This is a genomic window from Thermogutta sp. (assembly GCF_039793925.1).
Lineage (GTDB): Bacteria > Planctomycetota > Planctomycetia > Pirellulales > Thermoguttaceae > Thermogutta.
In genome coordinates this window covers 1-14,692 of the sequence record NZ_JBAMME010000267.1, presented here as the reverse complement: position 1 = coordinate 14,692, position 14,692 = coordinate 1, and the positions used below count along the sequence as shown (strand labels likewise).

Genomic DNA, 14,692 nt, shown 5'->3' with positions numbered 1-14,692 from the left:
CGGGGATTCAGGTTTACTCGGCCACGTACTTCGGCGAAACGCTGTGCTCCACCGGCCATGTTGCGCGGACCGGGCTGGGATACAGTCCGATTTCGTCAAACGGAATGGCTCGGAAATAAAACCACTGGAAGGGCTTTGCCTCGGATTTCAGCCCGAAGCGACGCTCGGACACCGACTCAAAACCGATATCACCCTCGGCAACGTGGTTGTCCAAGAAAACGTTGACTCCCGGGTCACGAATGGCGAATTCACCGCAATTGACGACCAATGACCGCAAAATGAAATTCCGATTGGGATGAGATTCCAGATCGAGTAGCTCCGGGTACCTGGTTGAAAAGGGTGGCTTGGTGACGTCGAGTCCTCGGCCCCGTGCGTTTTCCAACCAGCGTTGAACACTTTCGACCCAGCGAGACTCGCTCCATGGGGAAAAGCTGATCGCTGCTTTGCAGTCAATGAAAAGGTTGTTGTCGACCCAATTATCTTTCCCGCCGTGGATCTGCAAGCCACCAAACCATCCACCTGCCGAACGATAGAAGACATTCCCGTAAACGACCACTCCGCTGATCATGTCGTCAAGACGGATGCCCGCCTGTCCGGCGACATCGTGACCGCTCCCAATATGATGCCAGAAGTTCCATCGCAGCACGTTGCCGCGACTTACAGGATTGCCGAACATATCGATCCCCGACTGGTCGTCCGCTTCGTAAACAACACTGTGGACCTCATTGAGTTCCACGAGATGGTCAAATCCCTCTAGTCGCATCCCGTGATGAGGGGAATCATGCAAGAGATTGTGCCGGATTATGCTTCCCACCCCATCCGCATGCACGGCAGGAGCGTAGTTACGGTCGACCCGGCTGAATTCCCAGATGTGGCAGTTTTCCACGATATGGCCGGAGGGGGTGAGCGTTTTCTCGTCGCCGCCTGCCAATCGGATGCCGCCGGCTCCCAGTGTTCCGATGTCGCAGCCCATCACGAGATGCTTGGCACCACCCAGAATGATGACGCCGTTGGTTCCCAGCCGCATAATCCGGCACCCCAGAAGGGCAACTTCCTGCCCACCCTCAATGACAACCCCTTCGGCACGCCCACATTCAAAAGTGAGCTTAACCAGTCGCACATGGGCGCAATTCTTCATCCGCACGAAGGGGGTCGCGAGTGTCGGAAACGTAATGCGCAGCTTGCTGATATCACCGGGTGGATAGAAATACAGAATTCCCCGGGTGCGATCGAGATACCACTCGCCCGGCTGGTCAAGCTCTTCCAGCACGTTGAAAAAATAGTAGGGCATCCCTTCCCCGAAGCCATAGCCAGAGCTTCCGGCGGTGGTCAATTGGCGGGATTGGGGGTCTATTTTGGCCACCTGAATGGTGGTCCCCGCCCAAAGATAGCGCCAGTAGCCGAACATCCAAATGTCGTCGCTGGGGGCCCATCCCAGAGGCCGTCCCTCAACCTTCCAAACCGCCGGTTTGCCGGCTCCTGCGTCGCCTGCGGGAGTCGCCAGCCCCTGGATGGCTAGGAAGCCTTCGTTTGGCCATCGGGCAAGCGTGCCCGGGCGATCATTGAAATAAACATCCACCCAAGGATGTGCCGGATAACCCGCAAGACCGAACCCGCGAGGGCCCAGACTTCCGAGATCCTTGATGCCGTTTGCCCGGAGGTCGATTTGCAGGACCTTGTCACGCACCGATTGAGGCAATCTGTCCCTGATTGCATGATCACGCACAGGTTCAGCTCCTGTGAGAACTGTCCCTCCGGTGAACACGGGTGTTTCATTGTCGGCCGCGCGATACACAATGGGGCTGTCCGCCGTGCCAGAGTCCTCTTCCGTCAATTCCAGTGTTTCGGACATGCGGTAGATTCCCCTATGGACCAACACGGTGATTCCCCCACGGGGCAAGCTTTGCTCTTTTCTGATCTGCCGTATGCGATCCCGCGCTGCAGCCAGCGAGGCGAGTGGGGCGTCGGCGGTGCCCGAGTGAGCGTCGTTACCATGCGGTGCCACATGAAGCACCAGCCCCGGCGTTGGAAATGCCGGGATGGGGGTGCGATGCCACTGGGGATCTCGACGGGGTAATCCCTCCCCAAGGCGCTCCATCTCGCGGGCAAGCTCCTCCGCTTCCCATCGATGAACTGGGTACACATCCTCCATGGCCGCCACTTTGCGGTAGGCTTGCGCGGCTTCCCGCCATTGTCCTGCTCGCTCATACGTGGATGCCCATCCCAACCACGACAGACTGCGGACGGGAGACGGTGCTTGAGGATTTTCTGCAATGTCCCGGTAGGCGTCGCGAGCCTCGTTCCACTGTTGGCCTTCCCGCAACGCGTGCGCCATGCGGAGTTTAACATCCCATCGCTGAGATTCGGTGAGAGATGGTGAATCAAGTGCCTCCACAAATCGTTTCTGTGCGATGGCGCTCGTTCCTGCTTGGAGAGCAGCTTCACCGGCGAGGAGGAGAAGCGTGGTCCGTTCCTCGGCAGACCATTCCCGCATTTGGAGGAGGCTCTCGTAGAGCTGGGGGATGGGTAGTGCCCAGAGCGTCCCGTTGGTTGCCAAAAGGCACGATGCGGCAGCGTTGAGTTTGATGATTTCGGGGACATTTTCCCCTTGTGAAAGGGCAGCCCAGTCCACCACGGCTTGCCCCGTGGCGCCATAAAGACGCTTGGCGACCGCCCCGGCAAACCTGCCCAGTGCGCGGATTTCAGAACTTGCTTGAGGATGAACGGCCAAGGCGGCCCACATTTCCCCGGCTTCACGCCACTTGCCGCTGGCCGCCTGTTCAGTAGCCTCCTGCCATCGCAAAAAGGTGGGGGGCCCGAAGTGGGACGGCGTATCATCGACATTCATCGGGCCAGGAATGGCGGAGAGGGCATGTTCCGCGACGACTGCTGGAGAAAGAGCTTCGGCGTAAACCACCCATTGAGCAACCTGCAACCGCAAAGAGCCTACCCCAGCGTCAGCGTAACCAATGCGGAGAGGACCATTTGGTGGGGTGTACGCCTCGTCGTAAGGACTGGCCGCGACGAGAACGCCATTCCAGAACAGCCGAAGTTGTTGTCGATCCCAGGTGACCGCCACATGCTGCCACACCCCCCGAGGGATTCCGAGCGGCGAACTGATGCCGAACGCATTTCGGGGCTGCGGCCGTCCCATTTCAAAATGGAGTCGTCCTGTTGAAGTGTCACAGTACAGCCGCAAGCCATGCCAGTAGCCGTCGCCCTGAGCAAAGATCATCCCGTTCGGCCGACCATTTCCCAGTTGACTTCCCTGCCCGAACTGGCGAAAGACCACCTCGATGGTGAAACCCTGGCTTGCGTCGAAAGGTGGTCCCTCGTAGGCCGTGGTGTCGAGAATATATGTCTCGCTTTGGTCAGTCCTCCCTTGTTTGCTGGGTAGACTTGCGGAAACAGGCAACCGCAGGGGTGCTTTCTCTGTCCCCAAGCTCGCACTTTCGCGGAGGGGCAATGGGCTCTCGTCGAACACGTAGTTACGCAAAGGTGGGGTGGCTGACGATGCGCCACCCAGAAAGCCAAGGCCGCATAGTGCTAAAAACTGTATGATTCCACGCACCATCGGCAACAAATTTCGCATCGTACTCTTCCTTTCAGCATTACCGGAGCAAGAAACCTTTGATTCTGGTGGACTGCTGGGAATGGCAGGTCGGATGTCAGTTGGTGGTTGATGCCTACCCTTTTGAGGATGTTTCCCCGAACAGCTCTCCGGACTCTGTGTAGCCTTCGCTCAGGTAATTGGGTTGGTAAGGAACTGTTTCCAGAAACTGATTGATTTCCGCCAGCAACCAATTCTGTTCTGCTTCACTTTCACAAGGAATTTTGATCTTACCCTTTAGGTAAACGATTTCAACGCCGAACCAGGGTCCTGCTTGGGCTCCGCTGTCGGCCCTAAAAATCGGCGGTGTAGCGACGCGTACCATCTGCACGTCTTCACGACTGACTCGTTTTCGGAAAGAAAGGAAAAGGCATTTCCAGTGACTTTCCAGCCAGGAGCTGTCGAGGTAGACAATTCGCCGGGAAAACATAGCAGCGAGAGCACCCCCGAAAAGGCCAAGGCCGACGAACCAAAACGGGATTGAAAACAAGGCGAAGACAATATTCTCCCACTTGGGGAATTTCCCTGGATTAAAGAAAAGCCCGAGTGCACTGGCAGTCCAAAAGGCGACAAAAGCCAGCCAGAACAAGCTGAACAGAAGAAGGCCCACCGCCGGGGCCTTTAATCCCCCGGGTGGCAGATCGATTAACATTTTGTCGTTCTTGCGGATCAGGCGTATCCGGGTGTCTATAGGCTTGACGGGCGGAGCCTTCGGAGCATCGCGTGCCGGAGCCGCCTGGATTGTCTTAATATGCTCAACGAGCTCGGGAATTTCGAAAATCTCATTGCAGTAGCGACACCGGCCCAATCCCGTCTCCAGATGCACGTCTTCCACGGGAATCTCTTGATGGCAGGAGGGGCAAATGGGTTTCATGACGCTTCTCCATGCAAGGGAGAGAACACGAGTCAGAGTGCAAACGAACCAAACGGGCCGGCTCCTGTGAGGCCCCCATTTTATTTCCACGGGGCTAGTACCACAAGAAGCCTCAATTTCGTTGGCTTGGGTTCATGCCTGAGTGTTGGTTCGTTGCAACACTCCGTAAGGCCAGCTGTGCGGGTGTTGATTTTGGTCAACGTTGATCGAAGGAGCGTTCATTTTCCCGCGGTACTCCTTGCGGCAATGATCGAGCTACCGCCCGTCGGAGAATCGATCCCAACAGGATGGGCATAACAATTGCCATTTGTCTTTTCAGGTGGTCACCGGTTAGGGGAATCGCCTGCGAGGCTCTCATCGCGAAACTTTTCGTGTTGGACAACTCTCTTGAGAAAGGGCTGAACCGCTGTGCGTCATTTCGTTGTGCTGGCGTTGCTCTGTGTGGCTGTGCTTGTGGTAGGGGAGGGGCTTCTCTCCTGCTTAACAAACATCGGTTTGCAAGAAAAGGGTGCAGGGCAGGATATGTCGGACCTTTGGCGGAGAACCAAAGATGGTTGGGAGATCGCGTGGTGGCTGGCCGCGAGGCCCCGACTTTACTCGCCGGTGATTCACCCAGCTTGGTTGCTGCTGGCGCAGATGATGGGTGTCGTCGGCGCGTACTATGTGCACCACGTACGGCAAGGACGGCATCGGCGCGATTCCACACCCTGGACACACGAGAGACCTCCCCACGGACGGGATGCCGTTTGCCAAGCCTCACATTTCGGGGGATAGCGGACGGAGGCCCAGCGAGCTTTTAAAAGCAGTGGCGGCTGAGTTTTCCGTCACGGTCCTTTGCGGAGTATTGGGCAAGACTGACGGATTGAAAGGACGTGTCGCTTTTTGGGTCACTGATGGGCAAGACGCACGGTCACGTCCACCTGGTTTTCCAGCCGCTTCCCGGATCCCGTTTCATACCGGACGAAGACTTTTAAATGATCATGCGGAGGCGGAGCCTCGGGCCAGGGAAGTTCTAGGAGAAATCCCTGGATCTCGGGTCGGTTGAGCAGGTAACTTTGGAGTTCCTCGGGTTGGATTTCCCATCGCGCAATTCTCGCCGCAGGGCCTCGCGCCTGCGGGTCCACGGCAACCACAGTAACCGTCCCCGGTTCGAGTATGATCTTTCCCCGGGAGTCAGCTGGTTGGAGCAGAATGGCGATTCCGTCATCGCCGGGGAGGCCATCGTAGTCACGCCCAGTAGCGTGATCCAAAGGCAAAAGCAGTTGCTCCGGGTCGTGCGCGGCGTTCTGCGGGGACGTGAAATCCGCGGAAGGCAGTCGGTCACCGATGCTCGGTGCCGGTGTGAGATTGGCACCGCCGTCGTGGGAGGCGCCGTCCAGGGGGGCCGCTTGATCCCTCGAACTGGGAGGCAGAATTTGTGGTGGTGACGGTTGCGAATTTGCTTGAGGGCTGAGCCAAAGGGGTGGTTCGATCTCGGAGGATGATCTGCCGGGTCCCGGCTGGGAGGAGGGGCGCGAGGGAAACGCGGCTTCGGGGGTGGTTTCCGCTTGCGGTGGGGCGATTTCAATTTTGGGCGCTGCAATGGCTTGACGGGGCGTTTCGGCGTCCGCAACAGGGGGTGCCACGGTCATGCTTTGCCCGGAAGGGTGTGTCCACAGAGGAGCTGCAGCGTCCGAAATACTTCCCCGTTGTGTCGGTGTGTGATCACGCTGGCTGGTTTGCGTTCTCAGCCGCTCCAGCTCCGATCGACACGCGTCCAGCTCGGCCTGCTTCTGCTCGAGCAAGTCCACAAGTTCCCAAATCTTGTTTTCGAGCGCGTAGTTTTCGCGTTCAAGCTGTGTGACAACCTGAGGCGTCCGACAGCCTGAGTAGAAAAAGACTCCTATGCTCAACAATAAGAGCGTGAGCCGAGGAAATGACATGGGTGAAACTACAAACCAGGGCTAGGTCGGCCCCCCATTGAGTTGACCAACGGGGCCGGCCGTGGTTCTGCGGTAGCCCTTCCATACCGATATCTCCCACCGTGTGCAAGAGCAGTTTTGTGTGCAATTAAAATAAGTAAAATGCATAGGTTGCTTAAGCGTCTCTCAACTCCAGGTACTCGCAAAAGGTAATGAGCAGTCGCTATCTGAAGAGTTTGTGAACGAAGTCGGGCCGGACCAGGACAGGCCACTCGGAACGCGGGCCGCCTACAGAACCATGAAAGTGATCGCCTCTCAAGAGCGTTAGCCATGATGTCCAGCAAGTCACCCGTCCGATGGCGATTCAACTGGCCTGCATGGCTGTTGCTCGTCGTGGTGAGCGTGGCCGGAGGAGTCGGACTCTCGTGGCTGCATCACCGGCAGTTGGAGAGAACGGCCGACCGAATCCGTCAGCGCGCCGAGCGATTCGAACAACAAGCCGCCTCTGCCCGCGACCGAAGGGACAGAACAGCACTGGCCCAGGCATTGGCAGGCGTGGTGAAGAATTACGATTTGTATTTGCGGTATCGGCCGAAAGACAGTGACGTGGCCATCCGACTGGCGCTAGCAGTCAGCGAACAGGCACAGAACTCTCCCACCAATGCACAGCTCCAGCTTAACGCGTACCGCGTGCTGAATAGGACACTGGCGCGCTTTCCGGAAAATCGCGAGCTCCTGCGCGCATTCGGGAAGGTGGCAATGCGCCTGGGCCGGTGGAACGAGGCGCTGTCCGCCTGGTCCCATTTGCGACAGATGGAGCCCGACAGTCCAGAAGCGGTTCTCAATGTGGCGAGGTGTCAAATCGCGCGGGCTCAGCCTTTGGAAGCCATTAAGACCCTTCAGGAGTGCCTCACCCGGCATCCTGATGTGCTTGACGCATACACACTTTTGGCCCGGTGCTATCGGGATGAGATGGTGCGCGACGACGAGTCCGCGCGGCAAGTAATGGAGGAATTGGTGGCAAAGAATCCGGACTCTGCAGCGGCCTACGCTCGTCGGGCGGGATTTTGGCTGTGGGTAGCCCAGACCTCAGCCAATCCGCAGGAAGCAAACGAGGCACTGGCTGCGGCCAAAAAAGACGCCGATACCGCTGTGAGCAAGGAGCCCAAAAACATTGAGGCTCTGCTGGTCAAAGGTGAGCTGGAACTTGGCGATAATCGGCTTTCGCAAGCTCACGACTTTTTTGAAAAAGCCGTGGCAATTGCGCCGGACGACGAACGGGTCTGGTCGGGCATGGTGAAATGGGCAAGATTGACCGGTGATTTGGCCACCCAGGAAAAGTACTTGCGGTTGCTAGCCGAGCAAAATGCTGCTTTCCTGCCTGACCTTGTTGAAGTTTTTCTTCGTAAAACGCCTCCGGATATCCTGGGGGCTCGTTCCGTCATTCAACAGATGCAGAAAGCTCAGTTTGACCCAGACACTCTCGAGCTGTGGCAGTTCCGTGTGTCGGTTTTTGAAGGACGGGCGCGCGAGAGCATCGGGCCACTTGATGAGCTTTTCCGCAAATTCCTGGACAAAAATGATCCGCGAGCGGAAACCACAGGACTGACTTTGGTCTTAGCTTACACGCAGGCGGGTGCCTCGGACGCGGCCGGGGCGCTTCTCGCGGAACTGCGCGAAAGATTCTCGGACTCTTCGCGGGTTCAGCTCGCGTGGATCAACTGGCTTCTTTCCCAAGGGATGACTGAAGTGGCCCAGGAAGCGATCACCAAGCTGACGCAAAGTGGCGCGGCATCATCCTGGGCCGCTTCCCCCGAGTTCCAGATGGCGTATTTCCTCACGACCCTAAACAGCCGAACGGATTTAAGTCCGCAGGATCCTCTTTGGAAGCAACTCGATGACATCCGCCAGTCGCTGGAGAGTTCTCCTGCTTTGTCCTCAGAGCAAAAAACGTTGCTTCAGGTCCGATGGCTACAGGCACAGCGTGAGGTGGACCAGGCTATCAAGTTACTGGAGGAAGCGATTCGAGCAAAACCTTCTTTGAATCTATGGGTCGTACTTGGCGAACTATTGGGCCGAGCCGGGCGGATTTCTGAGGCGCGTGATCAGCTCTTGGCCGCCGAAAAACAGTTTGGACTGCGGCCGGAAATTTTGCTCGCCTGGGTAGAGTTGATCCAGCATGCAGAGCAAGATCGGCGAGACGAAATACTGTCTGGCGTTGTGGCGAAAGCGAAACAACTGAAGACGGTCGACAGGCAAATGGTCCTTCGTGCGGTGCTGCGTGTTGTGCTTCAATCGGGAAATTGGGATCGATCCGCGGAAATAGCCCGGGAACTTGCGGTGATCGACCCAAATGACATCGAAATTCACCGCTTACATCTGGAGGTTGCGGTCACTCAAGGGGACTGGGAGGATGCCGACAGGATTCTGGAACGGATTCGCCGTGTCGAAGGTGGGGCGGGACGTGTCACCGCATACGGCAGAGCCATGATTGATGTGGGGCGGGCTTCTCAGCCCAGCATGTCTGCCTCCGAACGGGAACGGCTGCTGGCGGATGCAAAGTCCCAAATTGCAATAGCCCGGCGATATCTCCCCTTTTGGCCAGACTTAATTCGCTTGGAGGCCCGAATTGCACAACTCGAAGGCCGCTGGGAGGCAGCCATCGATGCCCTGCGATCGTTGGAACAGCGCGGTCTTCTGGGCTCCCAGGGACGAGAGGAGCTGGCTCGATTGTTGCTTCTTGTCGGCCAACGGTCGGAAGCCGAAAGGCTGCTGCAGACGACGCCCCAACAGGCTGGCAATATCAACCTCCAACGTCTGAAACTTCAGGCGGAAATCTGGGCCCAGCAGGGGGAGTTCGACAGGGTGAAACAGGTGCTTGGACCAATAATAGAAAAATCGAGCGATGCCCTGGATTGGCTTTGGTGGGCCCAACTTCTGAGCAGCAGTCGGTATACCGAGGAGGCCGACCAGGCATTTGAAAAGGCACAACAGCTTGCTCCGCATGCGCCTCAGATTGCACTGGCGCAAATCATTTACCTGGCCCGGACCGCCCGCGACTCCGAAGCTCGGAAGCGACTGGAGAAACTGGCTGACTCGCTGAAAAAGGACGCTCCGTCGCTCCGCGTCCTCGCCCTGGGATACGAAGCGGTGGGCGACATCCGCCAGGCGGAACAATGCTTTCGCCAGGCGATGGCCGAGGCTCCACGAGATGCCGATTTGCTGCTCGACTGGGCGGGATTCGCCTTGCGCCATGGTGAGATCCGGCAGTGCCAGGTTGCTCTCGAACGGATTATTGCGGCTTCGGCGAACAATCTTGTAGTGAGTGAAGAGACCCTCCGCAACGCACGGCGGAATCTCGCGCAACTCCTGGCCAAATCCGCGGATTATCGAGACTTCGTGCGTGGCCGGTCACTTCTGGAAGCGAACTTGAAGCAGGCGTCGCAGGTTTCGGATCGGTGTCTTTTGGCCAGAATTTTGGCAAATCGGCCGGAGCGGACGGCGAAACAGGAAGCCGCTGACATGTATCAGAGATTGCTTCGCGAAGGCGTGATCCTCTCTGCGGAAGATCGTTTCGTTTACGCTCAGATTCTCGCGGCTCTGGGACGCTGGCCGGACGCCCGCTTGCAAATGGCCGCGTTGTTCCAGCAAACGTCGGAACCGACCCCGACCCAGCTTGCTTTCTTTATCCGTGAGATGCTGGCCCACGAGTCGCCAGGAGAGGAGATTCGGCCGTATCTCGAGAAACTTGAGGCTCAGTTGGGAAGTGACTCACCCGTTGTCCTGGAATTGAAAATGCGTCTGGCGGTCCAGGCCGGGAACACGAAGGACATCGAGGCCCGCTGGCGAACCTTGGTGTCGAAAGCCATCGAGGACCGCAAGTACGATCAGGTCATCCAGCTTGCTGAAATGGCCGAAAGGGCCGGCATGACCTCGCTCACTTCCGAGGCCTTGGAACAGGTAGCGACCACTTATCCTGAAGCACTGATCGCCAAGGCTCTTTTCCTGGCGCGTCAGAAACAGTTGGACGCGGCCCTCGATTGCTGCCAGCAGGCCCTTGCCCATGTTCCTATAGGACGTGTTGTTGTGTGCGCAGTAAACTGTCTCCGTACTGCTCGCGAACTTGTTACGCAAGGTCATCTTGCACGGGTGGACGCCTGGTTTCAGCAAGCGAGCGTCAACTTCAGGGCTGATAAAGGAATTGTTCTTGCGTACACGAGCTTTCTCAATTTGTCCGGACGCTACGAGGAGCTTATTCCACTCTATCGCCAGCTCCTCACGGACAGCCGTTTGTCCGATCTGGAAAAAGCCCTCCTGGAAAACAATTTGGCCTATATTTTGAGCGCCCAGCACGACCTCCCGGCGAAGGGAGAGGCTCCTCATTCGGAGACCGAGGCAGTGCTTCGTGAAGCCGAGCAGCTTGTCGAACATGCCATCACGGTTCTAGGGCCGATTGGGAGTTTTCTCGACACACGCGCGGTGGTTCGAATGCGGCAGGGGCGTCTTGCCGAGGCCATTTCCGATGCTCGTCAGGCCGTTTTGGAGGAACCCTCGCCACTTAACTATTTTCACCTTGTGGAGTGTCTATGGTTCTCAGGGGACAAGGCCACTGCGTTGCGAGAATTTCAAAGAGGCCGGGCGAACTACCATCTTTCTGAAGAGTCGCTCCCCCCCATCGAGCGCCCCCGCTTACGACGCCTTGTGGCCGAACTGAAAGAGCTGGGACTCTCTTTAAACTGAGTGCGCAGGCCTGGACTCTCCTCAGTTGGCTAGTGGTTTGTGTTCGAGCGCGCACGAAAAAAAGGGGGATTGTGGACAATCCCCCGGTTAATTCGCTACAACAGAAGCGGCCGGCATGCTTAACCGCCGCCTTCACTTTTTGGAAGCGAAGCTTAGTTCTTGCGGCTGGCCTTGATAGAGGCCTGCGCTGCGGCTAACCGAGCGATGGGCACCCGATAGGGCGAGCAACTCACGTAGTTCATGCCCACTTTGAAGCAGAACTCCACCGAATCGGGATCGCCGCCCTGTTCCCCGCAGATGCCGATTTTCAGATCAGACCGCGTGGCACGCCCTTTTCGGACTGCCATCTCGATGAGCTGTCCAATCCCTTCCTGATCAATCGTTTGGAAGGGGTCGGCCATCAAGATGCGCTTCTCAAGATAGTCCGGCAGGAAACCGCCAATATCATCCCGGCTGAAACCAAATCCCATTTGTGTCAGGTCATTGGTACCGAACGAGAAAAATTGAGCGGTGCGCGCCATCTTGTCGGCCAGGAGGCAGGCACGCGGAATCTCGATCATCGTGCCATACAGATACTCGATCTTCACGCCAAACTTCTTCTCTACCTCGGCGTGGACGCGATCTACAATCTGCTTCGTGATATCGAGTTCCTTGACATCACAGGTCACCGGTACCATGATTTCCGGACGAGGATCCTTGCCTTCTTTAATGAGCTCAGCGGTGGCCTCGAAAATGGCCCGCACTTGCGTCTCGGTGATTTCCGGGTAGGTGATGCCGAGCCGAACACCACGGTGGCCCATCATCGGATTGGTTTCGTGGAGTTCCTCCCCACGGCGCTTCACATCTTCGACGGAAATACCCATGGCCTTGGCCAGCTCGGCCTGTTTCTCCTCATCCTGCGGAACAAACTCGTGAAGCGGCGGATCCAGCAACCGGATGGTAACTGGTAGGCCGTTCATGGCTTCCAGAGTGCCCTTGATGTCCCGTTTCATGAACGGGAACAACTCGTCGAGGGCCTTGCGCCGTTCCTCCGCAGTCCGCGAGAGAATCATTTTCCGCAGGATGAAGAGGGGCTCGTCAGAACCTTCGCCGTAGAACATGTGCTCCGTGCGGAACAGGCCGATCCCTTCCGCGCCGAATTCGCGAGCGATTTTGGCGTCCGCTGGTGTGTCGGCATTTGTTCGCACTCCGAGCTTCCGGTATTTCTCCACGAGCGCCATGAACTCTTTGAGCCGCGGATTCTCGGTGGCATCGATCAAAGGAAGTTGACCCTCATAGACAAATCCCCGCGTACCATTGAGGGTGATCCAGTCGCCCTCTTTATAGGTCTTGCCATTCACGGTCATGGATTTCTTTACAGGGTCAACTTTGATCTTACCCGCACCCACAATACAGCACTTGCCCCATCCACGGGCAACCAGCGCGGCGTGACTGGTCATCCCACCGCGCGCCGTGAGGATCCCGACAGCTGCCCGCATGCCTTCGACATCTTCGGGGTTGGTTTCTTCACGAACAAGAATGACTTTCTTACCCTTCTTGGTCCATTCCACGGCGTCTTCACTGGTGAAGACGATTTGTCCGCAAGCACCGCCGGGGCCCGCTGGCAATCCCGACGCAATCGTCGTGGCCTTTTTCTCGGCGTTCGGATCGACGATCGGATGGAGCAGCTCGTCAAGCTGCTTAGGGGCCACGCGGAGGACGGCCGTCTCCTCGTCAATCAGGCCTTCCTTGAGCATATCCATGGCAATGTTGAGAGCCGCAGTTCCCGTCCGCTTGCCCACGCGGCACTGCAACATGTAGAGCTTGCCTTCCTGGATGGTGAACTCGATATCCTGCATGTCCTTATAGTGCCGCTCCAAGCGATTGCGAATGTCGAGGAGCTGCTGATAGATTTCCGGCATGGCCTCTTCCAGAGACGGCAGATGCTTGTTCTGCTCTGTCTTGGTGGCCTTATTCAAGGGGTTCGGGGTACGGATGCCGGCCACCACGTCTTCGCCCTGTGCATTGGGGAGCCATTCGCCGTAGAATTGGTTTTCGCCCGTGGCGGGGTTCCGGGTGAACGCCACCCCGGTCGCTGATGTGTCACCCATATTGCCGAAGACCATGCTTTGCACATTGCAGGCTGTCCCCCAGTCATCGGGAATTCCTTCAATACGGCGATAGGCCACTGCCCGCTTCCCGTTCCAGCTCTTAAACACTGCGGCAATGCCACCCCACAGTTGTTCGAACGGATCATCCGGGAACGGCTTGCCGAGGACTTCCTTGACCTTGGCCTTGAAAGCTTCACAAAGCTGCTGAAGATCTTCGGCCGTCAGATCGGTGTCCTTTTCATAACCTTTCTTGTGCTTGAGCTCTTCCATCATCCGCTCAAGCTGCACGCGGATTCCCATTCCCTCAGGTGGTTCGATACCCTCGGCCTTTTCCATCACCACGTCGGAATACATCATGATGAGCCGCCGATAGGCGTCGTATACAAATCGCGGGTTGTTCGTCTTCTTGATCAGTCCGGGAATGGTCTTGCTGCACAGCCCCACGTTCAGTACCGTCTCCATCATTCCCGGCATGGACCGACGGGCACCCGACCGGCAGGACACCAAAAGGGGATTCTCTGGGTCCCCAAACTTCATTCCCATAGCCTTTTCGACTTTTCGAAGTGCCTCCTCGACCTGCTCCTTCAAGCTCGGAGGATACTGCCCGCCGTGCTGCATAAAGTAGGTGCACACTTCCGTGGTGATAGTGAAGCCAGCCGGGACAGGAAGCCGCAAGTCGGGATGCCCGGCCATTTCTGCCAGGTTCGCTCCCTTGCCGCCCAGCAAATTCACCATCGAAGCGTTGCCCTCAGTCCCCTCCGGTCCAAAATAGTACACGTACTTCGGTGTTTGCGTCATCGTGAACACTCCTTGACAATTTCCGCTGACAAAAACTAGGTTTAAGGGGCGAAAGGTATGTCTAACTGCACCCGAGTTCCTTCGAGGCTGTGCTCCACAAAGAGCGGCTCATCGCACGATCTGAAAGAATTACGTAGTTTACCCCTTCTCTGATCATCCGTCAACGAACCGAAGTCTCCACAAAGGAGACTTGCGTGCATTTTGTGCAGCCTGCCGATGGTAAAAACGCCGTAAAACTGTGGGCCCTGGAATCCCGTGTCAGCCTCGACTCGGTCGGAGCTGTGAGCATCAACCAAGGAGCTTGAGCAACCAACGAAAGAGCCGGGGAAGCCAACAAAACAAGCTTCAGCAGTCCGTTCCAGGAGCGGGCGTGTTCGTTGACTTAAATTTTTAAATCGGTCTATCGAACGTTCGAGATAGTGATGTTCGTCGCGCTCGGCTTGCATCACCGGACGTCCTTCCGAAACACCGACAGATTTCTCGAGAGCTCCAGACTACACAAGCCGGTCTGTTCGGCGGATGTTTGGGGGCACGACGAGCGTGCCCCTCCGAGACATCCGTTGGAGGGACCTGCTTGTCAGGTCCGTGGCGGGGATCAACGTTCGAAGAGCTATACGGATTCATCGGACGTTGGCAGGGTTCACGTTTTGAGGGGGCTGACCTATCGGGATGCCGACGG

At 57.2% G+C, this 14,692-nt stretch carries 5 protein-coding genes; 1 reads left to right on the top strand and 4 read right to left on the bottom strand.

Translation table 11 applies throughout. The annotated features are described in order from the left end of the window. Window positions 1-13: 13 nt before the first annotated feature. From ABJK56_RS13300 to ABJK56_RS13290, 3 genes are all read right to left on the bottom strand, one after another. A complete protein-coding gene (locus tag ABJK56_RS13300) occupies window positions 14-3,592 on the bottom strand; it encodes a right-handed parallel beta-helix repeat-containing protein (RefSeq protein ID WP_347245154.1) in 3,579 nt (1,192 codons plus the stop codon). A gap of 94 nt (window positions 3,593-3,686) precedes the next feature. Beyond that, window positions 3,687-4,484, bottom strand: coding sequence for a hypothetical protein (locus ABJK56_RS13295; RefSeq protein ID WP_347245153.1), 798 nt, complete (start codon window positions 4,482-4,484; stop codon window positions 3,687-3,689). 887 nt (window positions 4,485-5,371) lie between these two features. Beyond that, on the bottom strand, window positions 5,372-6,406 hold the full coding sequence (locus ABJK56_RS13290) for a hypothetical protein (RefSeq protein ID WP_347245152.1): 1,035 nt from the start codon (window positions 6,404-6,406) through the stop codon (window positions 5,372-5,374). Window positions 6,407-6,715: 309 nt separating this feature from the next. Here ABJK56_RS13290 and ABJK56_RS13285 point away from each other — a divergent pair, with 309 nt between their 5' ends. Beyond that, complete coding sequence (locus ABJK56_RS13285) at window positions 6,716-11,125, top strand: tetratricopeptide repeat protein (protein ID WP_347245151.1); 4,410 nt, start codon at window positions 6,716-6,718, stop codon at window positions 11,123-11,125. A 152-nt stretch (window positions 11,126-11,277) separates the two neighbouring features. Here the strand turns inward: ABJK56_RS13285 and ppdK are convergent, their stop codons facing one another. Next, window positions 11,278-14,013, bottom strand: coding sequence for a pyruvate, phosphate dikinase (gene ppdK / locus ABJK56_RS13280; protein ID WP_347245150.1), 2,736 nt, complete (start codon window positions 14,011-14,013; stop codon window positions 11,278-11,280). Window positions 14,014-14,692 lie beyond the last annotated feature (679 nt).

Coding starts and splice junctions, on each gene's coding strand:
- ppdK (WP_347245150.1), bottom strand. CDS start 14,013: ATGACGCAAACACCGAAGTACGTGTACTATTTTGGACCGGAGGGGACT.
- ABJK56_RS13295 (WP_347245153.1), bottom strand. CDS start 4,484: ATGAAACCCATTTGCCCCTCCTGCCATCAAGAGATTCCCGTGGAAGAC.
- ABJK56_RS13300 (WP_347245154.1), bottom strand. CDS start 3,592: ATGCGAAATTTGTTGCCGATGGTGCGTGGAATCATACAGTTTTTAGCA.
- ABJK56_RS13290 (WP_347245152.1), bottom strand. CDS start 6,406: ATGTCATTTCCTCGGCTCACGCTCTTATTGTTGAGCATAGGAGTCTTT.
- ABJK56_RS13285 (WP_347245151.1), top strand. CDS start 6,716: ATGATGTCCAGCAAGTCACCCGTCCGATGGCGATTCAACTGGCCTGCA.